At 43.1% G+C, this 26,064-nt stretch carries 19 protein-coding genes; 14 read left to right on the plus strand and 5 right to left on the minus strand.

Going from position 1 to position 26,064, the window contains the following annotated elements:
* Window positions 1-267: 267 nt before the first annotated feature.
* Window positions 268-1,665, minus strand: coding sequence for a nitrogen regulation protein NR(I) (gene ntrC / locus MJ770_RS14495; RefSeq protein ID WP_239255833.1), 1,398 nt, complete (start codon window positions 1,663-1,665; stop codon window positions 268-270).
* Window positions 1,666-1,849: 184 nt separating this feature from the next.
* On the minus strand, window positions 1,850-2,899 hold the full coding sequence (gene glnL / locus MJ770_RS14500; protein ID WP_239255835.1) for a nitrogen regulation protein NR(II): 1,050 nt from the start codon (window positions 2,897-2,899) through the stop codon (window positions 1,850-1,852).
* Window positions 2,900-3,512: 613 nt separating this feature from the next.
* On the opposite strand from glnL, the gene MJ770_RS14505 reads away from it, so the two are divergent.
* The 9 genes from MJ770_RS14505 to minE all read left to right on the plus strand — a co-directional run bounded on the left by MJ770_RS14505 (window position 3,513) and on the right by minE (window position 18,814).
* Complete coding sequence (locus tag MJ770_RS14505; RefSeq protein WP_239255837.1) at window positions 3,513-7,013, plus strand: hypothetical protein; 3,501 nt, start codon at window positions 3,513-3,515, stop codon at window positions 7,011-7,013.
* Window positions 7,014-7,308: 295 nt separating this feature from the next.
* Window positions 7,309-8,388, plus strand: a complete 1,080-nt coding sequence (locus MJ770_RS14510; RefSeq protein WP_239255839.1) for a GTP pyrophosphokinase — start codon at window positions 7,309-7,311, stop codon at window positions 8,386-8,388.
* Between the two features lie 475 nt (window positions 8,389-8,863).
* Complete coding sequence (locus tag MJ770_RS14515; RefSeq protein ID WP_239255841.1) at window positions 8,864-9,208, plus strand: hypothetical protein; 345 nt, start codon at window positions 8,864-8,866, stop codon at window positions 9,206-9,208.
* An 11-nt stretch (window positions 9,209-9,219) separates the two neighbouring features.
* Entirely contained in the window at window positions 9,220-9,726 is a 507-nt protein-coding gene (locus tag MJ770_RS14520) for an IS3 family transposase (RefSeq protein WP_239255843.1), read from the plus strand.
* A 162-nt stretch (window positions 9,727-9,888) separates the two neighbouring features.
* Window positions 9,889-14,883 (plus strand): EAL domain-containing protein, encoded by a 4,995-nt coding sequence (locus MJ770_RS14525; protein ID WP_239255845.1) that lies wholly within the window; start codon window positions 9,889-9,891, stop codon window positions 14,881-14,883.
* A 36-nt stretch (window positions 14,884-14,919) separates the two neighbouring features.
* A complete protein-coding gene (locus tag MJ770_RS14530) occupies window positions 14,920-15,786 on the plus strand; it encodes an HDOD domain-containing protein (RefSeq protein ID WP_239255847.1) in 867 nt (288 codons plus the stop codon).
* A gap of 705 nt (window positions 15,787-16,491) precedes the next feature.
* Window positions 16,492-17,340 carry a septum site-determining protein MinC gene (minC, locus tag MJ770_RS14535; protein WP_239255849.1) on the plus strand — a complete coding sequence of 283 codons (849 nt, stop codon included), beginning with the start codon at window positions 16,492-16,494 and terminating at the stop codon, window positions 17,338-17,340.
* A 372-nt stretch (window positions 17,341-17,712) separates the two neighbouring features.
* Window positions 17,713-18,528, plus strand: coding sequence for a septum site-determining protein MinD (gene minD / locus MJ770_RS14540; protein WP_239255851.1), 816 nt, complete (start codon window positions 17,713-17,715; stop codon window positions 18,526-18,528).
* Between the two features lies 1 nt (window position 18,529).
* Window positions 18,530-18,814: a cell division topological specificity factor MinE gene (gene minE / locus MJ770_RS14545; RefSeq protein ID WP_239255853.1), complete on the plus strand. Its 285-nt coding sequence runs from the start codon at window positions 18,530-18,532 to the stop codon at window positions 18,812-18,814.
* A 232-nt stretch (window positions 18,815-19,046) separates the two neighbouring features.
* Here minE and MJ770_RS14550 read toward each other — a convergent pair whose 3' ends face one another.
* The gene (locus MJ770_RS14550; protein ID WP_239255854.1) at window positions 19,047-19,985 is read right to left on the minus strand and encodes a cation diffusion facilitator family transporter; all 939 of its coding nucleotides are present in this window, start codon (window positions 19,983-19,985) and stop codon (window positions 19,047-19,049) included.
* A 342-nt stretch (window positions 19,986-20,327) separates the two neighbouring features.
* Here MJ770_RS14550 and MJ770_RS14555 point away from each other — a divergent pair, with 342 nt between their 5' ends.
* From MJ770_RS14555 to MJ770_RS14570, 4 genes are all read left to right on the plus strand, one after another.
* On the plus strand, window positions 20,328-21,323 hold the full coding sequence (locus MJ770_RS14555; protein ID WP_239255855.1) for a YhdH/YhfP family quinone oxidoreductase: 996 nt from the start codon (window positions 20,328-20,330) through the stop codon (window positions 21,321-21,323).
* A 92-nt stretch (window positions 21,324-21,415) separates the two neighbouring features.
* Window positions 21,416-21,775, plus strand: a complete 360-nt coding sequence (locus MJ770_RS14560; protein WP_239255856.1) for a VOC family protein — start codon at window positions 21,416-21,418, stop codon at window positions 21,773-21,775.
* A 196-nt stretch (window positions 21,776-21,971) separates the two neighbouring features.
* Window positions 21,972-22,793 (plus strand): hypothetical protein, encoded by an 822-nt coding sequence (locus tag MJ770_RS14565; protein ID WP_239255858.1) that lies wholly within the window; start codon window positions 21,972-21,974, stop codon window positions 22,791-22,793.
* Between the two features lie 18 nt (window positions 22,794-22,811).
* Window positions 22,812-23,414, plus strand: a complete 603-nt coding sequence (locus tag MJ770_RS14570; protein WP_239255860.1) for a hypothetical protein — start codon at window positions 22,812-22,814, stop codon at window positions 23,412-23,414.
* Window positions 23,415-23,709: 295 nt separating this feature from the next.
* Here MJ770_RS14570 and MJ770_RS14575 read toward each other — a convergent pair whose 3' ends face one another.
* Window positions 23,710-23,916, minus strand: coding sequence for a hypothetical protein (locus MJ770_RS14575; protein WP_239255862.1), 207 nt, complete (start codon window positions 23,914-23,916; stop codon window positions 23,710-23,712).
* A gap of 46 nt (window positions 23,917-23,962) precedes the next feature.
* Here MJ770_RS14575 and MJ770_RS14580 point away from each other — a divergent pair, with 46 nt between their 5' ends.
* Window positions 23,963-24,802, plus strand: a complete 840-nt coding sequence (locus MJ770_RS14580; protein ID WP_239255864.1) for a bifunctional transcriptional activator/DNA repair enzyme AdaA — start codon at window positions 23,963-23,965, stop codon at window positions 24,800-24,802.
* A gap of 270 nt (window positions 24,803-25,072) precedes the next feature.
* Here MJ770_RS14580 and MJ770_RS14585 read toward each other — a convergent pair whose 3' ends face one another.
* The gene (locus MJ770_RS14585) at window positions 25,073-26,002 is read right to left on the minus strand and encodes a DUF1853 family protein (RefSeq protein ID WP_239255866.1); all 930 of its coding nucleotides are present in this window, start codon (window positions 26,000-26,002) and stop codon (window positions 25,073-25,075) included.
* Window positions 26,003-26,064 lie beyond the last annotated feature (62 nt).

The raw sequence follows: 26,064 nt of genomic DNA on the forward strand, positions 1-26,064 counted from the left end.
CATTACCATTTAACTTTCAACCCGGAAAGGATTACAAAAAATGCTTGACACGAACCATAGAATCTCAGGGCGAACGGATGCTGGAAAATCGTAGCATATCGCGCCTAATGGACAACTTGGGTTGAACACGCATATGATTTATATCTAGGAAATAGTTTGTTGAGAAACGCAGTATTGTGATGCAACAGGGTAAGCAGGCAAGCTGCGAAGCGGCTGCTCGGAAGCTTGGAGTTTAGAGGTGCCTGTACAAAAAATCGTCCCTGTTTTTTACTTATCCAATCCAAATTCCTGAACCTTACGTGTCATCGTATTACGCCCCATGCCCAAGAGGGTTGCGGCTTCTATGCGCCTGCCATCGGTGTGTTTCAGTGCCTGGGTGATAAGCGTGCGTTCAAACTGTTGGCTAAAGCTGCTTAGTATATTTTGATCGCCACGTTGCAATGCATGCGCGACCTGCAGACTCAATTCGTAACGCCAATCGACGGACGAAGCGTCAGTAACAGCGGATGCCTCGCGCCATTCGAGTGGCAGATCGGTAATTTCTATTTGTTGTGATGGCGTCATTACAGTAAGCCAGTGGCAGAGGTTTTCCAGTTGTCGGACATTTCCGGGAAAATTCTGTGCGGAAAGATAATTCAGTGTGTCCTCGCTAAAGGACTTTTGTTCGACAGCAAGTTCACCTGCTTTTTTCTGCAAAAAATATCTCGCCAACAAGGGAATATCTACTAGCCGTTCGCGCAATGGGGGAAGACGCAGGCGAATGACGTTAAGCCGGTGAAATAAATCTTCACGAAATAAACCTTCTTTTACTCTCTCATCCAGATTCTGGTGTGTGGCAGCAATAATCCGTACATTAGTTTTGATTGGCTGATGCCCGCCAACGCGGTAATAATTCTTGTCTGATAACACACGCAATAAACGTGTTTGCAGCTCTGCTGGCATATCGCCGATTTCGTCAAGAAACAGTGTGCCACCTTCGGCTTGCTCAAAACGGCCGCAGCGGGTGGTAGCCGCGCCAGTAAATGCACCGCGCTCATGCCCAAATAATTCGGATTCAAGTAACTCTTTCGGAATAGCCGCAGTGTTTATGGCAATGAAAGGCTCGTTTGCACGTGGGCTGTGGCGGTGAAGAGCATGTGCTACCAGTTCCTTACCCGTGCCGGATTCGCCGTTGATGATCACAGTTGCATGAGAGTGTGCGAGCCGTCCAATCGCGCGGAACACTTCTTGCATAGCAGGTGCTTGTCCCAAAATAGCACGTGCAGGTGCAGTTGATTGCTCTGCCGCAGGCGCATCAGTGCGCAGGCTTTGTTCTAGGGCACGGCGTATTAGTGCGACTGCCTGGTCGACATCAAACGGTTTGGGCAGATACTCAAATGCTCCTCCCTGAAATACCGACACTGCACTTTCCAGGTCAGAATAAGCCGTCATGATGATGACTGGTAAACTCGGAATCCGCTTTCGGATTTCTTGTAAAAGATCCAGCCCAGAGCTTCCAGGCATGCGGATATCGCTGATTACAACCTGTGGTGTGTCGTGCTGTAGCGCCGCTAATGCTTCATCGGCCGAGGCGAAACTTACAAACTTAATGTCCGCACGTGCTAAGGTTTTTTCCAGAACCCAGCGTATGGAGCGGTCATCGTCAATGATCCAAACAGGTTTCATATTGGCTCCTATAGGGCACCTCTAAAAATTTAAATTTCCAGGCGAGACTCGACAAAAAATTAAGCGAGGCATATTGTTAATATGTGCGATAGTTTTTTCAAGTAAGGCCGAATTCTGACGAAACGGGGTAAACAGGCAAGCCGCAAAGCAGCTGCGCGCAAAATTTGCATTTATAGGGTTGCTGTTATTGTTCACTAGACTTTAGTGGCAACATTACAGTGAAGCAGGTGCGACCTGGTTCACTGTCAAATCCGATACTGCCTTCATGTTGACTGACAAAATCTTGCGCCAAGGTTAGTCCCAGACCATGACCATTGTCACGGCCGGAGACCAAAGGATAAAAAATTTTATCGTGCAAATGTGTGGGAATTCCAGGACCATTGTCGATAACCTGAACGGCTACCGCCAGGCGATGGCGTTTTTTCATCAATGTTATTTGGCGCGAGATGCGTGTGCGGAGCACAATATTCCCGTGTCCCTGCATGGACTGAGTAGCATTGCATACGAGATTCAAGATCGTTTGAATAAGTTGTTCCTTGTCGCCCATGAGCTCCGGCAGACTGATGTCGTAATCGCGCTGGATAGATATATTTTTTGGAAATTCAGCCAGAACTACACTACGCACGCGTTCTAGTACTTCATGAATGTTGAGGGAACTGAAATTGGGTTTATGTTGCGGGGTGAGCAGCTTTTCCATTAGTGAAACCAAGCGATCGCTTTCTTGAATAACGACTTGGGTATATTCACGCATGCTGGGTTTCTCCAATTCATATTCCAATAACTGTGCGGCACCACGTATGCCGCCCAAGGGATTCTTGATTTCGTGTGCCAAATTGCGTAACAGTAGTCGATTTGCTTGGGTCTGATCTAGCATCTGTTCTTCGCGAGCCAACTTTAGCGGACGATCAATAGTATGAAATTCCAGTAGCAAATGTTTGTTAAATTGTAGTGGCGTGGCAGTACAGCGCAAATGCAGTTTGTTATGTGGAGGTATGCCCAACGTAAGGTGATGTTCAATGTAACTAGCGTTATTTGTAAGAGCATGCTGGATTGCAGTAGCAAGTTGCTCAGTGTTGGTGAAGATATGCTGCAGCGGATGGCCGATCAGACTTTTGCTGCCTAAAGCAAACAGGTTCTCTGCAGCCGAGTTGAGGTATGCTACATGCGACTCCTCATCCAACAGAATAATTGCAGTCGCAAGATGTTCAAATGTAGGTAAAAAGGTGTCGCTCATAAGCATTTATATTCTTTGAAATAACTAACTTTTTGGCGTCTCGAAATGTAGAGTTGCCCTTTATACATTCAGCTCACATCCGTCACCAGAACGATGACACGATTTATACTGAAACAATACAAAATCGTACTTCTTACTGCTGATCAAGACGCATATTGTGTCATCGCACTGTACGTATTTGTTGGCTCAATGTGGTTAAGTCGCATCTCACCATGCAGGAAAACTGACGTATCAGCCATGCATTGTTCACTTAGCTTCACACCTTCATCCCCCGTCATTTTACCTCTCAGTGGCTCGCAATACGCATCTTACTGACCATGAGGTTTGGTTTAAATAAGGGAAAATTTCAGTACATGGTGGAACAATTATTGCCTTGCATCGTGCAGGTGAGACGTAATCTGAATTTACTGTGGAAGCGCAACGATCATAAATAGCATTGACCGAAGAGCGGCGGTCATAGATACTACGATTTGTGCAGTAAAATTTCCTGCTTCTCCTTCACATCAATATATTTTTTCCCAGAAATAACAATTAGTTCCGGCTAACGATGACTCCCGACGAATCCCCAGCCACATCTCCCGCTCAACCCCGGACAACCACCGCACGAAAATTGATGAAGTGGTTCTTCTGGCTTGCGCTAGGCTTGGCGAGTCTTCTCTTGATTCTTGGCCTGCTCTTGACCTATTGGTTTCCTTCGAACATTGTACGGCAACAATTGGAAATTCAGCTGTCAGAGCTACTCCAGGGCACGGTTACGATTCAATCCCTATCGTTCAACGCTTTAACGGGCATACAAGTCGGAGATCTTGAGTTCCACAAACCCAATCAACCTCCTCTGACCTTCGAACGACTCACGCTGGACTATTCGTTGCCTGGTTTACTTAAGGGCACATTCACTATTAACGAGATAGCTATTGAACAAGCCCAGATTTCACTGAATCTTCCTGAACTCAGCCAAGGCCCTCCTTCGGAGGAGCCTTTTTCTCCAGCCGAATTTCTTACTAACTTTCCCATAACAATCGATCTGGATACGCTAGTCATTCTCGATAGTAAGCTGCATGTCATCGTTACGCCTGATTTGCAAGTTACCTTGTTGGATATCAATCTTCAAAGTTCCGGGATGATTTCATCTGTAGAAACCAACCTTAAAGGCAAGCTCACCATTGGCCAACTGTCTCTGAATTTCCAAGACAAGCATGCGCAACTGCCTTTAGAAATAAGCTTTAATACACAACTCGATCTTCCTGCTAAACATCTCAATCTTGAAGAGTTGACTCTAGTCTCAGATTCCGCATGGCGAATGGCCTTGTCTGGAACCATCAGTGATTTATTCTCGCAAAATCAGATCCATCTCTCACTGGCGAACACACAAATCAATCTTGAATCTATCATAAAGGTGGCACAAAGGTTTGTTCCACCCGAATGGGCTTCAGCAACTATTCAAGGCTCGTTGTCTCCCACTTTTTCTATCAAGGGTACCCTGCCAGACAGTCAATTTCAGGGAGCCATTCAAGTGGGCCTTCAAGGTCAGGATCTCCAGGCGAATCTCCCCTCGCTGGCATTCACTCTTGGGCCTACCTCTCTGGATATTCGGGTTAAAGACATTCATGTCAAAAATAACCAACCAACCGAAGGAACCTTGTCAGCAAAAATTACCTCACAAAATCTTGCGTACGAATCATATGAAATTGAAAATCTTGACTTCTCCTTGGCCAGCAACGGTCTTGCATCTGGTCTTGTTTCAGGCAATCTAGGCCTCAGCGGCACCACCACCATTCCTACAGGCATCGTCGGGATTCCCGTTACGTTACCTTTTAATCTAACACTTGATGCCAATGGCAATCATCAAACCCGTCATGTCCAGGTGAAGGATCTAAATCTCGACCTGAACCCCTATGGCACCATACAGTTGAGGGGAGCGTTGCAACCCTATCCTTCTCCCAAGGAAGGGATGGGGGCTTCTGTTGAAGTCCGTCTATCGCCAAAACTGAATGCCATACTCCCTCTTTTACCAAAGGATCAGCTTCAAGGACTCGTGCTCCAAAAAGGGAACAAACCGGATACGCTCGTGCTTCGAGCCACTGGAGCACTTCATCCGGATTTTCGTCCAGAATGGGCAAAAGTCGCTGCCACGCTCAAGCTTTCTTCCCTTCAGGCGAAATTGGACTCTTTGGCTGCGGAAGGCACGATGAACCAACTCACTCTCCTGCTATCTTCTGCTTACCAAGAAAAAAATGGTGCCTTCCAAGGAACACTAGGAGTTTCTTCAAATCTCTCTAACCTCCACGCAGCTGATAAGGTGACAGTCGGGAACAGCCGTGTAAATTTGCAATCTTTTTTTCAAGGCAATCTCTCCCCGACTTATCAACCCACCAGCCTTCGCTCACAAGACCAGCTCCAACTCACGCTCAGAAATTTGAAGTACCAGGATCCCACTCTGACAGCCACCCTCCCCTCGCTCAAGCTGTTCTCCAAAACCAATGAGGATGTGTTTAATCACGATTATCAGCTGGAAAACCTGCGACTGACCAGTAAAAACATATTAGATATGAACGTGAAAGGCCGGTTTACACAGGCGAACCAAAAATTTGATGTAGATTTACAGGTCCCCCTCCTCCATGTGGGTAACCTTCTCCCCTATCTGTCGGGATCACTCATGAAGGAAGTGGATGAGGTCAATCCAAAAGGACAAGTCAGTCTGGCCCTGCAGGCTGTGGGGAAAGTTCCCCAGCCTGCTGATTTCAAAAAACTGATCCTTCCTTTCAGAGTCAATGGAAAACTCACGCTACATGATCTCGAAGGCGCTGCCGCTGGATATCAGGTTCAGGGAGGTAACGGCACCATGAAGGTAGCCTATTCCCCAAAAACAACATCTCAGACACAATTCACGACTGATTTGACGCTCAATAAAATTCGCTTGCCTGACACCCTCCCGATCAAGGAAGTAGCCGATACCTCCCTGCACGTCAGCATGGTGTCTCCCGATCTTAATGAAGTCCAGATTGCCCCGATCCATCTAACGTCCAAGGGCATAGACCTTTCCATCAAGGGCGCTGTGGTAGGCCTACGTGAGCTACTGTCCTCCACAACGCCTCGCGGCACTCAAATGGCAAAACTTTTTGCTCAACTAGAAACCCGCTTGGCTGTGGATGTGGAGACCTTTCAAGAAGCCCTGCAACCCTTGGGGCTGAGGGGAACCGGGAAGGCCTTGATCACCATGTCAATGCTCAAAAAAGAACAAGGAAGTCTTAACACAACTATGGAAGTCAACGCCAAAACACTCTCCTTGACTCAAGATGGCACTAAGCTTCAGGATATTAATGGTGGAATACAATTCAGAAAATCACTGGCATGGAAACCGGATGGACTCAAGGCTCTGCCGAAAATGCCGTTCCAACCATCCAACATGATTGCTCAACTCAAATCATTTTCCCGGAAAGGACAGCCTCTCACAATTAAACATCTCCAGATCGGACCATTCACGGTTCAGAACTTCTCAACCAATTTGGCGTTTGAACAGCAGTCGTTCAAAATGCAAAATCTCGCCATGAATCTTCTGGGAGGGGGGATAGGAGGCAATGTAATCATCGCAGCCGAACATCCCCTGCGTATAACAGCAGGACTTGAGGTGGTGAATCTCGATGTCAATCAACTCATCAAGACGGAATCAAAAATTCAGGGCGATAGCAACATTGCCGCAACTATTGCACTTGACACCATTCTGCAGGACGCTACGGGAGCCGTAGATTTAAGCCGGTTGGAATGCAGCCTTCACATTACGCATATCGGTAAAGAAGCGCTGGATCGTCTTCTCGTATTTCTGGATCCTGAAGGAAGTAATCCGACGCTTTCCAATGTCCGTGCCCAATTAAAATTCGCAAATCCTTCTCAGGTAACGGTAGAAGTCGCTAGAGGCCAATTGAGTCTGACAATTCACTTTCAGGAGAGCCTGATCTCAACCTTTACGCTAGACCGGATCCCTATCGCCAAGATTAAAAATATCGAGAAACTCACCGCTGCCATCCCGAACTGGAATGATCTGGCGAAGATTTTGAAATTGATCGGGGCAGAGACCTACGCGTTGACGCCAGAAGGAGAAATCATACTTGAGTAAGTGCCAATCCTCTGCTGTAGCAGACTGACGGAACTAATGAGTCACGGGTTAGGTCGTTTGATCAGACCATACAAGCAAAGATATCGAATTGACAAATGAAGAAGGATTTTTTTAAATTCATTATAAATCAAATATATTTGTAAACTATCTCACGTTTTTTGTGAGGATTAATCTTGTTATTTCAACTGGCTACTGAGAGACATTTCTCCGTGATAGCGACTTCGTTCACCCAATCATTCCATCCGTCCGCTAAAGCGTCGTTTAAATTCAAGCTTTAGCCATACAAGGAGATACCGTGGCATCTTTAGACTTTGATAAAGAAAAAAGTATATTCAGAGAGTCTTATTCTGACAATATAAAGCTTCTTGAAGGAGCAGTGGATTCTTTTAGGGCGTTGATATCTGCCTTACTGACACATGACGAGAATATATATGTTTCCAAGGTTGAAGGTCGCATTAAGGACATAGAAGAATGTATTAGAAAATTCAATCTTAAGTATAGAAAGGCACTTGAAGCTGAAGGTACTGATTATTCTATAAAAGACCATATATCTGACCTGATTGGCTTGCGAGTAGTTTGTTTATATGAAGATGATATTGAGAAGATTAAGCGAATTCTGAAAGAACACTTTGATGTTATTGAAGAAACTGACAAAATATCACAAGTTGAAAGTACCGAAGGCTCCTTTGGTTATAAAGGTCTTCATCTTGATTTAAGGCTTGGTGGTGAGAGAGCCTGCATGCCTGAATACAAAGCTTTTGTTAGTTTGAGATTTGAAATACAAATCAGGACAATAATTCAGGACTCTTGGAGTGTTCTAGATCATAAAATTAAATACAAAAAGAGCATTCCTAACCGATTAAAGCGAAGAATAAATACATTGGCCGCTTTATTTGAGTTGGCTGATAGAGAATTTAAAGAGATTCGATCAGCCACGGAAGAAGAGATCAAAAAAGCAGAAGAAGAGGATCAAGACTCAGAGACTGAGCTTTTTGATAATCAATATGGGGTCACACGTCCTATTAAAGAAAATGGCAAAGGGACACTTAATGCTTTTGGGTTTCTAAAAATTGCAAAACATTTTTTTAGTGATTTCGAGTTTGAGGACTTCAAGGTCGACGGCTTCACCGAAGAAATTGTATCCATTGAGAAGAATATCACCCGAACAAAATTTAATGAATATATGAAGGGAGCTATCGCTAAAGTTAAGGCCTATAAACAATATTTTGAAGAACAGTCTGAAACTAATGAAAAGCTCAACCCTTACACAATGATTAGGCACTGCCTATATGTAAGTAATAAAGAGAAGTTTTCAGGAATGTTAACAAATGTATCCAAAGAAAGATTCGATGAGTGGATGCAAAACAATGGCTAACAAAGTTTTCCAATTGATATTTTCGCTATGCTAATTTGAGGGAAATTTTAAGTATTGTGTCTTCGACATTCCATTGCAGTACTACTTCGCCAGTGCGTCACATACCTAATATTGGGCGATGACATATTTTAATTACGAGAATGGATAGTGAGAGTAGCGCTTCAATTCGCACATCAGCGCTGAAGTGAAGCACAATCTCGCCTCACCTCAGTCACAGTGCTGGAGGCAACCTTGATGCTATATCCATAACCATCCCATCCCGCACCGTGCTTTGAATCACTTGAAGCCCATTAAGTCATTGATAAATGTGTCACTAAGATAACAGGCTTATTTGTTCAACGCCTTTATCAAAAGGCGGAACTTGAACTTTTAAGTTTCCCAAAAAATTACCGATGTATCAATTAACTTCATAAAGATTAACCCATCGCAAGGTGATTTATTTTTCCTTTGCTCCTCTATACTATAAAGGAAAACAATGAAAAATCTTGAAATTAATTCTGTGATACTTGCTTCTACTATATTGTTTTTACAAAATATATCATATGAAGAGGATGATTTATTAGAGATAGATCTATTCAACAATACAGACGATGAATTATTTTTATCCGCTATTCCTTCAGTCTATAGTGCTTCCAAGTATGAACAAAATGTAACCAACGCACCCGCATCAATCAGTATTGTTTCAGCCGACTCATCAAGCAAGGGCAACAGTAGGCCATCAGCCAAGCATGTCGAGCATTTCAAATCAGCCGCTCGGGTTATTGCACCGCCAAGCGGCGCATCGAGAAGCCAGCTATTTGTGTCGACAGTATGCAAGTGAAAGCCGCTTTCGTGGCGAATCAACGCTGCTATGGCAGTCGCCGTATCGTTGACGAATTAAAGGCGCAGTACATTGATCTAGGTCGATACATAGTGCGCCGCTTAATACATGAAGCGGGTTTTAAATCGGTTTGGAAGAAGAAGTTTGTTAACACCACCTACAGCAAGCACGATCTATCCGTGGCAGCGGACTTGCTGAATCGTCGGTTCAATCCACCGGAGTCGAATCAGGCTGGGACATCAGATATTACTTACATCTGTACCAAATCAGGTTGGCTGTATTTGGCAGCGGTGATGGGCTTGTATTCACGCAAGATCATTGCTTGGGCGATAAATCCTACGATGCCAGCGGCCTTAATCTGTCAGGCACTGCAAATGGCGACTGGTCAGGTGACGGAGCACATTGTGGGATTCTATAACTGCACATGGCAACATGCCGCCTTGGAAAATTTAGCACCTATAATTTACGAAACACAGTTCGCAGCAAAACAACCTATCAAGGTGTCCGTAATTACTTGAGCACTACAGTTAAATGAGGGGTTATTCAGGACATACCCATGGAATATCCCAAGAACGTTAGTTATACAATCAACGTAAAAATCGCAGAACATATGGGTGTGACTATTTCTGATGGTATACGTAAAGTTGCCAAATTGATTTAGGAATAGAAAATTTATAAGAATGAAATCTATTACAGCTAAATTTAATACGCTCACAATCTTTTTGATCGTTTTTACTGCCCTGGCAACGGGTAGTTATATGGTCTGGAAGCATCAGGTCAGTGCATTCGATAATTTTACACAGCATGGTAAAGAAACGGCTGTGATGCTTTCTAGAAATATCGAATATGGCGTATATACTGAAAATCAGCAAGTCTTAAGTCAAGCTGTTCAAGGCCTGGGTGAGAATCCTGATATTGCTTATCTTATTGTTTCTAACAAAAAGAAAGAAGTATTGATTCAAAGAGATTTTCAAAAATTGCAACAACTACCGTCTATCACCGAACAAGTAATTCTTCTTAGTGAAAAAAAATTTGTAATCAATAATTTTCTTGATCCAAGCAATAGTAGGTCTATCATAAATATCGTTGTACCTGTTTATATGCTGGCCATGAAAGAAATCAATAATTTTGAGGTAGGGCTTGCCAATATAAGCAATCAAAATAGTAACGCCGAATTAATTGGATATCTCCAATTGGGGATTAGCCAGGACAGGATTTATGAGGATTCGATGCAGTTTATTCTGCAGATGCTGTTCATTTATCCATTGATATTAACTTTATGTATATTATTAATGTTTTGGCAAACGAAACGAATAACTCGCCCTATCAATGAATTGGTTTCTGCGACTCATGAAATTACTAACGGTGAATTTGGTAGGCAAGTGGTTCCCACATCAAAAGATGAAATCGCTGAACTAACTTTAGCGTTTAATGGTATGTCGAAGGAGTTAGTAAACTATAAGAAAGAAGAAGTTAATCAACGAAAAAATCTGGAAGAGCAGGTTGTTCAACGCACACACGACTTACAACTAAAGACTGATGAAGCCTATCAACTAGCCGATAAAGCCCAAGCTGCGAGTAAAGCCAAAAGTGAATTTCTTGCCACCATGAGTCATGAGATACGTACAACTATGAATGGTGTGCTGGGCATGACTGAATTGTTATTGGCGACCGAACTGAATATCCGCCAAAAACGTCTGGCCGACATTGCATATCGTTCGGCTGAGTCTTTACTCGGGATTATAAATAATATCCTGGATTTTTCCAAATTCGAATCAGGGAGTTTTCAACTTATTAATAATGACTTTGATCTACGCGAGCTACTGGAAGACACGGCTGAAGTCTTGGCAATGCAGGCGCACACTAAAGGCTTGGAATTACTATTAAATGTGCCAGCTGATCTAAACGCCATCGTTCGGGGCGATGGGGCGCGACTACGACAAGTTCTGTTAAATCTCTTAGGTAACGCAATTAAGTTTACCTATCATGGCGAAGTACAATTAAAAGTGAGTTGGTTTAATAAAAATGATGATGGCGATCACATGCATTTGTCATTTGAAGTCATCGATACGGGTCCTGGCATTGCCGCTGAACAACAAAAGAATGTTTTTGAGAGCTTTACCCGGGAAGACGGTTCTATTACCCGTCGTCATGGTGGAACTGGATTAGGACTCAGTATTTCTAAACAAGTTGTGCAAATGATGGGTGGCGAACTTCAATTGACTAGCACTCTAGGTCAAGGCGCCTGCTTTAGCTTTAATCTTGATTTGGAGCGTAGCGCACAAAGTGTACCCAAAAAGGCCGACATCTCCGCCTTACAAGGAATTAATATACTGGTGGTAGATGATAACGCGACTAATCGTGAAATATTATCCGAACTACTTAGTAGTTGGGGTGTGTACTCATATTGTGCGGCAAGTGGTGCGCAAGCATTAAACCATTTACTGGATGCCAAAAAGAACAACAGAACTTATCAAGTGGCATTACTGGATTGGCATATGCCGGAGATGGATGGCATGGCGCTAGCCAAAGCGATTCAAGATGAGCCACAGCTGCCATCATTACCGCTTGTGATGTTAAGTTCAGACAGCGTAGCCTTTGATCATAACCAAAGTAGACGTTACGGTATTAATTATTTTCTGAATAAACCAGTCATCCAACAAAAACTGCTGAATTGTTTACTCAATCTCATCGGTTCACTGAACAACGCATCTCCAAACCAGGCAAAACCAGATCATAGCAAGGCACCTAAACTAACAGGAAAAATTTTACTAGCTGAGGATAACTTGGTTAATCAGCAAGTCGGCATCGCGATGCTGGGTGCCATTGGCTATCAGGTTGAGATGGTCAATAATGGCTTGGAAGCCGTGAATGCTGCAGCTGGTAATTTATATGATTTAATTCTAATAGATTGCCATATGCCAGAAATGGATGGTTTCCAGGCAACCAGCAAAATACGTGAGCGCGAAAGTACCCAGAATGATCAAAGTCGCGTGCCAATTATTGCATTAACGGCTGACGTCCAAAAAGGGATTGTTGAACAGTGCTTAGATGCGGGTATGGATGACTATCTCAGTAAACCATTTAATAAAAAACAACTGCAAGATTTACTAGAAAAATGGCTGCATTTTAAGCATTTAGAGCCAACATCTCACTTGAAATCAGCAATAAAACAAACGCCTTCGAATACTGAATTTGATGTTAATAACTTAAATTCAACCGCACTCAACAATTTACGAGAGATTACCACTGAAACTGGCGAAAACCTGCTTATTAAAGCGGTTAAACTTTTTGTGGCTACTGCACCCAAAGAAATCGATGCGTTACAACATGCGGCGGATATAGAAGACAGTGCTGCTTTAACTAGAATTGCTCATAGCTTCAAATCAGCTTGCGCCAATCTTGGTGCACAATCATTAGCGGATTCTGCCGCGTCAATTGGAGCCATTGCCAAGCAAGGTCAAATCTCGGGTGTGGACGTTCTATTAAAAACCATTAAATCAGAACTCCCCGATGTTTTGCTGGCCTTGCATCAAGAAGCTGACAAAACAGCAATGGAAGTAACCACTCAGCCCATAACAACGCCGCAATTTGCAAAACTTAGTAAACGTATTTTACTGGTGGATGATGACTCTAGTTTCCGCATCATCACTGGCTCGGTATTAACGGCCTCGGCATTTATCGTCAATGAAGCAGAAAGTGGTCTGCAGGCAATAGAAAACGCAAAGCAACAGAAGCCTGATCTAGTGCTGCTGGATGCCGTCATGGATGAGCTGGATGGTTTTGAGACTTGTAAATTACTGCGTGAAAACCCAGAAATGGTAGATGTGCCTATCATTATGGTAACGGGTCTGGGTGATATTGATTCTATCAATCGCGCCTTTGAATGCGGAGCAACCGACTTTATGGTTAAGCCCCTGAACTATCCTATCTTAATCCATCGCTTATGGTTTATTTTAAGGGCGGATGAGAACTCCAGTGAACTCAGAAGCAGCAAACTCCAACTTTCTACCGCTCAACGAATAGCACGTCTGGGTGACTGGATTTGGGATGTGCAAAATAACCACTTTCAATTATCAGAACAATTAGCAGAGTTATGTGGCGTTGATCTGCAGTCATTTGATACGAGTTTGGAAGGTTTTGTGCAGCTTATTTATTCAGAAGACCAGGGTATGGTTAAAAATATGATCTTGGCTGCGCCCTACAAAAAAACTATTCAACATATCGAATATCGATTGAAAGGAGTCAACGCTAGTACCATCTTTGTGCACCAAGAAATGGTTAAAATAATTGAAAATAACCAAGCAAAAATTACCGGAACAGTCCAGGATATTAGTCAAAAAAAAGAAAATGAAAAACAAATTCATCACCTTGCCTACTTTGATAGTTTAACTGGAATTCCCAGCAGAAGTTATTATCAGGAACGCATCAAAGCTATTATCCAGACGGCCAAACATCGTGACGAACAGTTTGCGTTCTTATTTCTAGATTTAGACGGCTTCAAAGACATCAATGACAGCTTCGGCCATAATGTAGGTGATCAACTGTTAATAGTTATTGCTCAACGCTTGCAAGAAGTCATACGTGATGTCGATTTCGCAGCTCGTTTAGGTGGCGACGAATTTTGCATCATCTTAAACGACATCAAAGGCATTGAATCTGTTACCGAGATAGCCAATCGTTGTTTGCAAAAAATTAATGCGCCCTTACTTCTGAATAATAGTCAGCTAAAGCCACGTGTCAGTATTGGCATCGCAATTTTTCCACGTGATGGCAATAATGAAGTAGCGCTATTGAAAGCCGCTGATACGGCGATGTATGCTGCGAAAGAAGCGGGCAAACAATGTTTTGCATTCTATTCAAAGGACATGGCCATTCAAGCGATTTCTCGTTTAGAAAAAGAGCAGATGTTGCGTGAAGCCTTTGAGAAAGAGCAATTTTCACTTTATTACCAACCACAAATATCCTTACACACGGGACGTATGATTGGAGTTGAGGCATTAGCGAGATGGCAGCATCCCGAGCAAGGTATGATTCCTCCAAGTGAGTTTATCCCCTTAATGGAACGCTTGGGTTTGATCGCTGACTTTGGCAACTGGGTAATTAAATCAGCATGTGAACAAATTGCGCAATGGCATGACGCTGGCCTACCTTATCTGCAAGTGGCGGTAAATATTTCTCCATTACACTTTAAGGATGCTTCATTAGTCAATACAGTAAAGTATTTATTAGAGAAAAATAGTGTTTCTGCACGATACCTGGAATTAGAAGTCACCGAAAGTGCTTTGCAAACGGAAGGACATATCGAGGTTTTCGAGCAATTAAGGCAGCTCGGAATAAAAATCTCCATTGACGATTTTGGCACGGGTTATTCTTGCCTGGCATCATTAAAACAATTGCCGCTAGACTGTATAAAAATCGATAAGATTTTTTTGGATGATGTAGTAACCAATACTCACACGGCATTACTTTTGGGTGCAATTATTGGTTTAGCTAATGCACTTGACTATAAATTGGTTGCAGAGGGCATTGAAACGAAAGAACAGTTATTAATTATGCACGGTATGGGCTGCCATATCATTCAGGGATATTATTTTAGTCGCCCGGTTGCTAGCGACAAAATTCCAGAGTTAATGGAAATTGACTTTATTCGTCAGATAGCCGAATTAGAATAATCATATTGGAGGTCACTGATATTGGGCGTCGAAAATATGGATAGCAACACTGCCCCCTTTTTGCAGCAAGCTAAGGGAAAAACAAACCTGCCTTCATTATCTAAAAACATAAATAAACTATTGAAGTCTGTAACAGCTGTTGATGTGAATTACCGACAATTAGCAGGAGTCATTAAGCAATTTCCGGAGATATCTGCTCGATTGCTCTTTTTGGCGAATTCTGCATGGTCTGCTCCTGTTAAACCAATTGGCAGTGTTGAGGAAGCTTGTTCCAGACTGGGTCACTCAATTGTTCAGAGTGTCAGTTTTGGTGTTTCCATTTCATCTTCTTTTGATACTAGAAAATGTCCCAGTTTCAAGGCTAGTAATTTTTGGACAACAAGCATGTTGGTAAGTGAAGGTGCCGGTTTTCTAGCATCCAGATTACCAAGCCAAGTGGACTGCATTGATTTTGAACAAACAGTGCAATCTGCCGGTCTTTTACATTATATTGGGCTGTTGTGGCTTGCTGACAATTTACCTCAAGAGACCGACAAGGCATTACAGGCGATTGTAATTGATCCTACATTAACAATGAACAAGGCATTATTGCAGTACACAGGAACAGACTATTGTGAAGTCGGTGGCTGGCTTGGTGATCAATTAGGGTTTCCTGACGTATTGACTGTCGCAATAAAGCATCATCTTGATAGTGGCTATCAAGGACCATTTTGGGAGGGTGCACTTTTAGTGGGATCTGCAGCGGCTATGGTAGCTGCGTTACACAATCAAAGCGATGAGATGCCAGAGAGTGCTTGTCAGAAGGCGTTAGGGTTAAGTCATTCTGAACAGGAAGCCGTATTCAAGCGACTCACGAAAAATTATACGAGAACGCAAGAGTTGGCAATAACTATGTTTGCGTGACGTATTGTCAGGAAAGAATATTAAAATTCTTATTTCTGATTAAACCCGATATTGTTTCTAGTAATTTTTCAATGCTGTTTATCATTTATAATACAATCATTTGTGTAGGTATAGAGAACCAAAACCATAAGTAGGTTTACTTCTCCCAACGAGCGTCAGCAGGAAACTTAGAGAGCAGGCTCTCCCTTGTCAGAATAGTGTTGAGCCTTGGCGCATTAATTCAGGTAGACATTCGCCCTTTTACGGTTTCCAGTATCCTCTAAGTCGAACCAGCATGCGAATTTACGAGTTTTTGTTTCACAAAATTCCTGTTAACCTCCAATCCCCGCACTAAGATTCCCCCGCATGTTTCACATCATGATCTACAGTATAAAGATTATGATTGTCCGAACTAACATCTGGGGAAGGTAAATCCCTATGGGGTGATCGATCAAAATGACAATGTCTGCTGGGTGAGTATCGACACTGGCCACGACATTACCAGTGGCATAGCTTGAAAATCAGGAAAGACAACGTTAAACTGAGCGGCCTTCTCTAAACATAGAGACCAGAGTCCGGTGTCGCTAAATAAAAGAGAATTGTCATATTAAAATCAACATATTAACAAAATTATAACAAGCGGTTTACGTTAAGCAAACGTATGCTAAATTTGCTTAACTTAGTGGCGTTCAAACCTTAGCAACAGACTCTAAAAACTATAAAAATATGGCACGCGCAGAACCAGGATTCAAATTCAAAATTTCCAATCTTTCTTTATTCGTACTCTATGTCCATACAGCCGACATGGCTGAACTAAAAAGTCAGTTGGATATGCGTTTTAATAAAATGCAGGATTTCTTCTCCAATACGCCTGTGGCTCTTGATTTATCTGCTATCGCGAATAGCAACCTTTCGCCAGACTTTGCAAACCTTAAGTCAATTATGATGGATCATGGTATGCATGCCACTGGGGTTGTCGGAGGATCCGCTGAACAGCGTGAAGCCGCCGTACAATCAGGCTTAGGGCTCTTTCCTGACACGATTGACAGACCCCAATTAAAAGCGGCGCCGATTCCAGCAACCACAGGCAATATCCCTGATGCAGAAGACCGTAATCAGCCAGAACGTCCTGAAATTGGATTGGCGATAAAACCTGACGCGGACGCACCTAATAACAGCAACATTCTTGATTCAGATACTCAAACTCAAAAATCTATTACCCAAGTACTGCCCACATTCCGTCCGACCATGATAATCAATAAACCAGTTCGTACTGGTCAGAGAATTTATGCTGAAGGTGCCAATCTGGTGGTGTTGGGCGTTGTCAATGCAGGTGCGGAGCTGATTGCTGATGGTGATATTCACATTTATGCTCCTTTGCGCGGTCGTGCGATCGCGGGTGCTCAAGGCAACGAAAGTGCGCGTATATTCGTATATAACCTGGAGGCAGAATTGATTTCTATTGCTGGCTGTTTCAAAGTATTTGAAAATGGCATTCCCGAAAATTTGCGTGGAAAACACGTTCAGGCGTATCTGGATGGCTCTAATTTAATTATCCAGCCCTTGCTTAGCTAACGAGTCTAGCAAACACAACTTTGACAATCAAGCTGGTTTCACTATTTTCAAATTTTGACTGGCGTGACAACTTGACGATGGTGGCTTGAAATGAAGTAGAGCGTTTTTCCGCATGCGCGCCGATCTGCTAATTTATTGGGAGGTAGGATTTCATTGGATTGGCAACACAACTACCACTCAAGTTCGACAGATCAATGCCGTAGTTGGTGATTGCAACAGATGAGTTTTACGAGGAGTTGAACAACCAATTGAAAAGGAACAATCAGCAAGTTTAAACGTGATTATTCAAGCTATTTTGCTCGATCAATAAATGAATTTTTTAGCATCCTCTTTACGGGTAAAATATACCCTGTTCTATTCAGGAATATAAACGTGTCTAAAGTTATTGTAGTTACTTCAGGTAAAGGTGGTGTAGGTAAAACCACAACCAGTGCCAGCTTCTCTAGCGGTCTTGCTCTAAGAGGAAACAAAACAGCTGTCATCGACTTTGATGTGGGTTTACGCAACCTCGATCTCATCATGGGCTGCGAACGGCGTGTGGTGTATGACATCATCAACGTCATCAATGGCGAGGTGTCCCTTAAACAGGCACTCATTAAAGACAAAAATTGCGACAATCTGTACATTCTCCCTGCATCCCAGACTCGAGACAAAGAAGCACTCAACTTGGAAAGTGTTGAGCGCATTCTTAACGAGCTAAAAGAAAGTTTTGACTATATCGTCTGCGATTCTCCGGCAGGCATTGAATCAGGCGCCTTCACGGCAATGTATTTTGCCGATGAAGCTTTGATAGTAACTAACCCAGAAGTCTCGTCGGTGCGAGACTCTGATCGCATTCTCGGAATTCTGGCAGCGAAATCCAAACGCGCTGTGGAGGGCCTTGATCCAGTGAAAGAACACTTACTGGTTACTCGCTATGATCCCAAGCGAGTAGAAACTGGAGAAATGTTGTCGGTTACCGACATCCAGGAAATTTTACGCATTCCCTTGATTGGTGTGATCCCGGAATCGGAATCAGTACTCCAGGCCTCTAATGCCGGCACCCCAGCTATTCATTTGGATAAGAGCGACGTGGCTCAAGCTTACCGAGATGTGGTTGGGCGCTTCATGGGCGAAGAAGGATTGCCGATGCGCTTTGTTAACGCAGAAAAAAAAGGATTTTTCAAACGACTGCTGGGAGGCCGCTGAGATGTCTATGATTGCTGGCTTAATCAGCTACCTGCGTGGCAACGACAAAAAAACTGCCATCGTAGCTAAAGAACGTCTACAAATTATTCTAGCCCACGAACGAGCTGGAAGGGGTTCACCCACTCCGGATTATTTACCTGCACTCCAAGAAGAACTAATGGTTGTGATTGCAAAATACATTCATATAGATCGTGAATCTATCAATGTTCAATTAGAGAAGCATGGCGAATATGATGTACTTGAGCTTAATGTTACCTTGCCAGACAAAATTCGCCTCAAGCGATGAGTGTATTCATTGACTTGCACAGGTGACAGAAATAGCTCTATACAAGTACTGACAAAGTTACCAGATTCAAAGAATATTAATGCGGAAGATCATGTATGTTTCCACACCAATATATCTGCAGCTAAAAAACACCGAACTTCAACTCTGAAGGCTAAAGTCAGAAACTTGCCTACCCAAAGCAGCAGGTTTCGTTTTAGCTTGTTGGTGTAAACTTAAATATAGCCCCCTATTTTTAATCCACTACGCTAGACGATTTCGTAAAAGCACGACGACTTTCCGCTTCAATAAATACGCGCTTAACCAGTGGGTTCTTGGATTTTATTTCAGAATCAATAGCGGCAATGGTCTGTTCAACTTCAGTTACGCTGACTTCGTCGACAAAATTAATACTGATATTGATTAAAATAAATCCTGGCCCCATGTGCAATGTCAGCACTTCGTTAACATATTCAACTCCAGGATAACTGGCGGCTATTTTTTGAGCTTCCTGATTCACCTCGCTGTTGGCGCTCTCTCCAATGAGCAAGCCTTTTGTTTCAATCGCCAACCAAACGGCAGTAGAACCGAGAATCAGGCCAATGATGACGGATGCCAAACCATCAAACCAAAGAATGCCGGTGACTTGTGCCAGGAATACGCCCAAAAATGCAATAATTAAACCCAGCAGCGCTGCTGAATCTTCAAATAACACGACAAATATAGATGGATCTTTGCCACGTTGTACGGCTTTTAAGTATCCCCATTTTCCTTTGCTTTTGCGGAATTCTCTCAGCGCCATGTACCAAGCAACACCTTCAAAAATCAAAGCCAATCCCAGCACAATATAATTAATCATTGGATTGGTAATTAATTCTGGCTTTAAGATATGCTGAATTCCAGCATATATAGAAATGCCAGCACCCAAAGCAAAAATTAAAATGGCGACAACAAAACTCCAGAAATAAATTTCCTTGCCATAACCAAAAGGAAAATCTTTATCCGCTGGTTTCTCCGCCTGTTTGAGGCCATGCAACAACAGAACTTGATTACCAGTATCAACTAGTGAATGTATGGCCTCAGACAACATTGCCGAGCTGCCAGTTATGACTGATGCGGTAAATTTTGTAATAGCGATCAATGTATTACCGACAAGTGCCGCATAGATTACTTTTTTCGAGCTGGCTGAAGACATGATGTTGTTAAGTTTACGTGTTAGGCGTCAAAGTAGATGTTTAGGGAAGCGTCAAATAATTCATGAGCAATTGTCTGACAGCTAAAATTGTCCAAATTGTTGTTGTAAATCTTGGCAATAATCGACTGTTACCTGCAATTTTCATCTTGAACTGAAAGATTTTATCTCATCATACATTTGGCCCAGAATTTATCGGTGATTCCTTGGCTGATTTGTTTAAAATCAGCAGGTTTTAGCTGAATAAGCAATGATGCATAAATCAATCTGTACCATAATACACGTCTATTTGTGAAAAATTTAATGTTACGATAAATCATTTACCACAATTACAACTGCACTGTCATGAAACAAACTACATATAGAAGCTTGGTTATTGAAGAACTGAATGGCCGGTTTTCAAAAACTGTTAAAACAAGATCAATTGGTGATTTGCCCAAAAATGATTTATTGATCCGAGTTCAATATTCTTCCTTAAACTATAAAGATGCGCTTTCTGCCACAGGCAATAAGGGAGTAACAAGAAGATACCCACACACGCCTGGAATTGACGCAGTTGGCACAGTTGTGCATTCAGGTAGTAGTAAGTTTCGTGATGGCGAAGCAGTTATCGTTACCAGCTATGATCTGGGTATGAATACACCAGGAGGGTTTGGGCAATATATTAGCGTGCCTGAAGCTTGGGCGGTAAAGTTGCCAAATGAATTTTCGATGAAAGAATCGATGATTTTTGGAACCGCAGGTCTCACTGCTGGAATGTGTGTTTTTCGACTGATTGAGCATATCAAGCCTGATGATGGAAAAGTTGTAGTTTCTGGTGCAACCGGAGGTGTGGGCGCACTGAGTGTGGCTATTCTGGCAAAACTAGGATTCGAAATTTCAGCAATCTCAGGCAAGAAGACCGAGTTTGATTTTTTACGCAGGCTTGGGGCAAGCGAGATGATTGCGCGAACAGATTTCGAGCAGGAGAATGAACGCCCCATAATGAAGGGTGTATATGCTGGAGGAATAGATACAGCAGGCGGAAGCATCCTTGATAATATGATCAAATCACTTCAACCCATGGGGGTAGTTACCTGTTGTGGCAATGTGGCTGCCGCAAAACTCAATCTCACAGTATTCCCGTTCATTCTCAGAGGCGTCTCCTTAATTGGAATTGATTCTCAAAATTATCCTATGGCTTACAGAGAAGTTATTTGGAACAAATTAGCCAAAGACTGGAAACCTGATAACTTAGTCGATATTTACAAGGAGATTACTTTGGATGAATTGAGCGATCATATTGATCTTATGCTTGATGGAAAACTAAAGGGCAGAACAATTGTTAATATGGAGACATAACCAGCGAGTGGATAGTGACCGACAATCTATGCGCTACGTTTCAGGATTCCGGAAAGTCACCCCGGCGTTATAAATCTCAAGAGGAGTGAGTGATGACTGAGAATGAAAAGATAAACTATATTGAATTCCCTGCCAATAATATTGAAGCAACCAAATCATTCTTCACTTCTGTCTTTGATTGGCAATTTATTGATTATGGTCCTGAATATTCATCTTTTTCTAATCAAGGCATAGATGGTGGCTTTTTCAAGTCCAATTTATCGGCATCTACAAACAATGGCTCAGCACTAATAATTTTTTATAGCCAAAACTTGGAAAGCACTCAACTTAAAATTGAACAAGCCGGTGGCGTTATTTCAAAAGCTATCTTTTCGTTTCCAGGTGGGCGCCGTTTTCACTTTATAGAGCCTAGCAATAATGAATTCGCAGTGTGGTCTGACACTAATGCATAACAAAGGTGAGTGAATGCACAATCTTCGGTTGCCAAATCTCTTTTCCACAACGCTTCTAATCGACCATTTACGCAAGGCGAGTGATGAGGATGAACTATGTTATTGAATAAAATTAACGGGCAATTCTTCTACGCGATAGCGACTTCGTGCAACACACGGATTTAATGGTCATGGTTACTTTTTGCTGAGGAACTTAATGATGAAAAATTTTACTTTGCTGTTAATGTTAATACTCACATCTTTCGTCTCACCACATGTGGCTGCGCATGAATCAACCCAGGAAATACAGAATAACTGCATCAATAATATACAGGACGCTATAGCCTGGAACAAAGTGGGTAGCAAGCGATGGGCCACCAGCAATCTTAAGCGTCTTTGTGCGGGCACTCTGAATGCATCAGAGCCTGGGGCTTGTTTCAAGAAAGTAATGCATGGTGACGTCAATTGGGGCAGAGGAACTCAATGGAAATGGAAAAACGCGCTCGATTTATGTGCGGGAACCAGCAATGCAAAGATGACCGTCTATTGTTTTCAAGGCAGCCTGAGCCAGGGAAACCAATTTGCACGTGCGATAAAGGAGTGTAGTACACCAATAATGCATGCACTCACGGAAGCTCCTCAAGTCAATGAGATCGCCCAGCCCGGTAACACAAGCTCGAATAATTGCGAGGCTGACGTCAAATCGATTAACAATGACGGTAACGTCGAAGTACGCAAGCCAGATGGGACTGTTACCGAATATTTGGACGGTGGTATGAAAATCACCAAGCCCAATGGTGAGTCGTTAAACGCATATTATTTCACGCAGGCACCGGTTGCAATACCACCCGGAATCCCCGACCAGGCACATAATTCATGGCTGAACTCACATAGCCAAGGCTTGCTTAATATTTTGAAAAATTTGGTGAATTATGACCAAGCGGCTATTGACAATTACATGGCATATGAGGGGAATACCAAAAACATCTACGAAGTCATTCAGTTACGACGAAAAACCATCAGTTTGCTATTACCCTAGGCAAAGGAGATCGTTACTGTGTCTCAAAATCCAGAACCTTTGTACGCGATGAAGACTATGAAATGCTGGGTATTATTAACAATTATGTTCCTTTCGACTTCGGTATACGGTCAAACCGAATCCTCGACAAGCGAAGTGAAAAAAATAGAAGGTATTATTCAGGAGTTATCCAAAGACCAGCAAGAATCCGTTACGACCGTTGATCAGCCTTCTGAATCGGACCATATGATGCCCGTTCCGCCAGGAGCTCTGGCCCTTGATGCAGAAACTCATGCCGCTTACTTGGTATCTCTGCGCGCTTACTACAATTATCGAGCAACCGGACTCGAACACAGGCGCTCTGTATTTCAATGGCAATTGTTAAGCTCAAAGGTAATATTTGTTGTCGTTTTACTCCTGGTCGGGCTGGGTATGTATTTCGCAGCTATTCAGTTCAAAACCGACCTAAAAGGAAAAGGGCAAAATCAAATTGGCGGTGCAAGTACGTCTACTGATATCGAGCTTTCGGGAAAGGGAATAAAGGTGACATCGCCAATACTGGGCGTCGTGGTTCTCACGCTGTCGTTAGGTTTTTTCTATTTGTATCTGGTGTACGTATATCCTATTGAAGATATTTTTTAATTCCAATGTTAAGTGATTCAAAAAAATCATGCGTGATGGAAAATTTAAGTGTCGTGGCCGCAGAATAATTCAGCAAATTAAAAAACGTTAGTTCCCATCTTTTCAGCTGACCCAAATACCTTTCAAACTTTAAAGTGACAGACAATCTAGCAAGATAAATACAAGCTATATCGTTTACAAGCCCTTAAAAAATTCAGGTGCAAAATAGCCTATATTAGCGAGACATACCTACTAATATTTTTTGGCTTAATATAGCAAGATTCGGGTCGCAAATGAGTGCTTAAACCTCCATACTTCACGTGTACTGGAACAAATTTTTGCCAGTCCATAAACTTATGAGCACCTTAAAATCCAGTTTTGCGAGCAGCCGCTTTGCAGCATATCTGCTTAAAACGTTAGGGTCGCCGGACGAGATCGCGCAGTCGCCCCCCTCCTCTCTTACATCCGGCGCGCCAAGTTTCACCATCGGCTCGGCGCTTATCTTTGACGGCGGGGCTTCCATTAATCGTATCCGAATAAGCAAAACAACAGACTTATGGAAAATCTAGATGTCTGATTATGACCGCATAGCCGAAGCAATTTATTTTATTTCCGACAGGGTAAATAGTCAGCCGACTTTAAATGAAATTGCAGCGCACTTGCACCTGAGCCCCTTCCACTTCCAGCGATTATTCTGCCGTTGGGCCGGGGTCACCCCTAAAAGATATTTGCAAGTGCTTACATTGGAGCGCGCCAAGCAATTGCTTAGAGAATCGAAACCACTGCTTGAAGTTTCAGACACCTTAGGGTTGAGCAGCAGCTCGCGATTGTATGATCACTTCGTACATTTAGAAGCGGTCACCCCTGGGGAATACAAATTGGAAGGCGCAGGTTTAACGATTGAGTATGCGGTACATGACACGCCTTTTGGAAACGCATTTATTGCCATCACTCCCAGAGGAGTTTGTGTTCTTTCTTTTCTGGGAAAGATAGAAATCGAAGGGCATCTTACTGCTTTAAAAAAGAAGTGGCCGCATGCGCAAGTGCATGAAAATTGCCAACGAACGTTTGCGGTTATCAATGCCATGTTCGGTGCTGAACAGAAATTGGATCGTCCTTTGTCTTTGCATGTTACAGGTACGAATTTTCAGATCAGTGTGTGGAAAGCATTGTTGCAGATACCCCCGGCAACAGTGACGAGCTATTCCCAAGTGGCAACCGCGATAGGTCATCCAAAGTCTGCAAGAGCGGTAGGATCGGCGGTAGGCGCAAACCCTGTTGCATTTCTTATCCCCTGCCACCGCGTCATTCAAGTAAGCGGAAAGCTTGGCGGGTACCGTTGGGGAGAGGCGCGGAAACATGCAATCCATGCATGGGAATCAGCACGACATGAGAAACCTGAGTATTAACATTGCATCCAGGCGTGACGCACGGTTTTCAATTTGTCGTTAACGCTATAGCAAAAACCAAGTCGCACTTACCTGTGTACTCTCATCTCTGATAGTGGCAGTCAATATGCCTGTGGCCAGTTTCAGACTTTGCCAATGGTACAAGCTGTAAGAGCCACTTCCCTTGTTGAGAGCTTCAAAAAAGTCGTGCGTAATGGAAAATTTAAGTGACGTGGCCGCAGAATAATTCTTCAAACCAAAAGTCATAGTTGTCCAGCTTTTCAATTTACCTCATGTATCGATGACTGGCCATTTACTGCACATCACAAATCCACGTGTCGCTTCGCGCCAGCTATTATCCATATCACGCTGGATTTCGATCACATGCACAGACTCACTGGAAATCGCAAAATGTGCATTGAGTGCAGCGCATATCTCAGCCTGCCCCATTACGCTCGCTTCCGCTTCCAAGCGCACGGGAGCCAAAAAGCATATTCGCGGCAGGATAATCCAGCAGCTAGTTGGAGTTGTTTGCGGCATTGAGCCAACCGGATGGTGTATCCACCAGCCGGACAAATGGTTGTCAGATACGCCAGGAATGGATGTAATGGGAAAGTACTTTCCTGCTTGTGTGACAGGATAAAACAAATATCCTTTGATGAAAGCCTGTGTTTTCTTCAGCACTAACCCATCAGGCATTGCTGCGCGTCCAGCGGGTGTGTGGCCTATTTGAAGTTGATGTTGGAATACGCGATCCAATTTAATATCGAGCCGGTCGCGCACTGCACGTCCAATAAATGCATGTTGTTCTGACAGCGGTTCAGCTTGCAAATAAAATTTTACGGCTGCTTCCCAATGACAAATATTTCCATCGATATCACGAAATAAAAAGTCATACTCTCCCAAGGTCCGCTGCGCGTTTTGAACCTGCAAATTGGTGGCGATTATTTGTGTATCAGGTATGTACGCTAAAAAGAACGCAATGAGTGATTCAAAATAGAGGCCTAAGCGACGTGTTGGACGCTGGGTAATAAAATCATGCAGGCTGCCTGGGTCAATGTCTAAAGCAGCTAGCCACTGGGCACATGATTTTAATTGCGCGCGACACCAGGCATCTTCCACCACGCGTCCGCTATAAGCAGCCCAAGTTTCATCCAGTAAACCGGGCGAACCAATTGCCCAGGCAAGGTCGCGAACAAGTGGATCGTGCAATGAGTCCATGAAAGTATCTCTGGGGAGAGGAGACATATTGACTAAATTTGCTGTTGAGTAAGTGTGGTCAG

The organism is Candidatus Nitrotoga sp. M5 (assembly GCF_927904885.1).
GTDB lineage: Bacteria > Pseudomonadota > Gammaproteobacteria > Burkholderiales > Gallionellaceae > Nitrotoga.

What these genes read in the sequence shown, in the direction of transcription:
- MJ770_RS14505 (WP_239255837.1), top strand. Translation starts at nt 3,513, where the DNA reads ATGAAGTGGTTCTTCTGGCTTGCGCTAGGCTTGGCGAGTCTTCTCTTG.
- MJ770_RS14550 (WP_239255854.1), bottom strand. Translation starts at nt 19,985, where the DNA reads ATGTCTTCAGCCAGCTCGAAAAAAGTAATCTATGCGGCACTTGTCGGT.
- ntrC (WP_239255833.1), bottom strand. Translation starts at nt 1,665, where the DNA reads ATGAAACCTGTTTGGATCATTGACGATGACCGCTCCATACGCTGGGTT.
- MJ770_RS14525 (WP_239255845.1), top strand. Translation starts at nt 9,889, where the DNA reads ATGAAATCTATTACAGCTAAATTTAATACGCTCACAATCTTTTTGATC.
- MJ770_RS14555 (WP_239255855.1), top strand. Translation starts at nt 20,328, where the DNA reads ATGAAACAAACTACATATAGAAGCTTGGTTATTGAAGAACTGAATGGC.
- MJ770_RS14575 (WP_239255862.1), bottom strand. Translation starts at nt 23,916, where the DNA reads ATGGAAGCCCCGCCGTCAAAGATAAGCGCCGAGCCGATGGTGAAACTT.
- glnL (WP_239255835.1), bottom strand. Translation starts at nt 2,899, where the DNA reads ATGAGCGACACCTTTTTACCTACATTTGAACATCTTGCGACTGCAATT.
- MJ770_RS14515 (WP_239255841.1), top strand. Translation starts at nt 8,864, where the DNA reads ATGAAAAATCTTGAAATTAATTCTGTGATACTTGCTTCTACTATATTG.
- MJ770_RS14560 (WP_239255856.1), top strand. Translation starts at nt 21,416, where the DNA reads ATGACTGAGAATGAAAAGATAAACTATATTGAATTCCCTGCCAATAAT.
- MJ770_RS14530 (WP_239255847.1), top strand. Translation starts at nt 14,920, where the DNA reads ATGGATAGCAACACTGCCCCCTTTTTGCAGCAAGCTAAGGGAAAAACA.
- MJ770_RS14565 (WP_239255858.1), top strand. Translation starts at nt 21,972, where the DNA reads ATGATGAAAAATTTTACTTTGCTGTTAATGTTAATACTCACATCTTTC.
- MJ770_RS14580 (WP_239255864.1), top strand. Translation starts at nt 23,963, where the DNA reads ATGTCTGATTATGACCGCATAGCCGAAGCAATTTATTTTATTTCCGAC.
- minC (WP_239255849.1), top strand. Translation starts at nt 16,492, where the DNA reads ATGGCACGCGCAGAACCAGGATTCAAATTCAAAATTTCCAATCTTTCT.
- minE (WP_239255853.1), top strand. Translation starts at nt 18,530, where the DNA reads ATGTCTATGATTGCTGGCTTAATCAGCTACCTGCGTGGCAACGACAAA.
- MJ770_RS14585 (WP_239255866.1), bottom strand. Translation starts at nt 26,002, where the DNA reads ATGGACTCATTGCACGATCCACTTGTTCGCGACCTTGCCTGGGCAATT.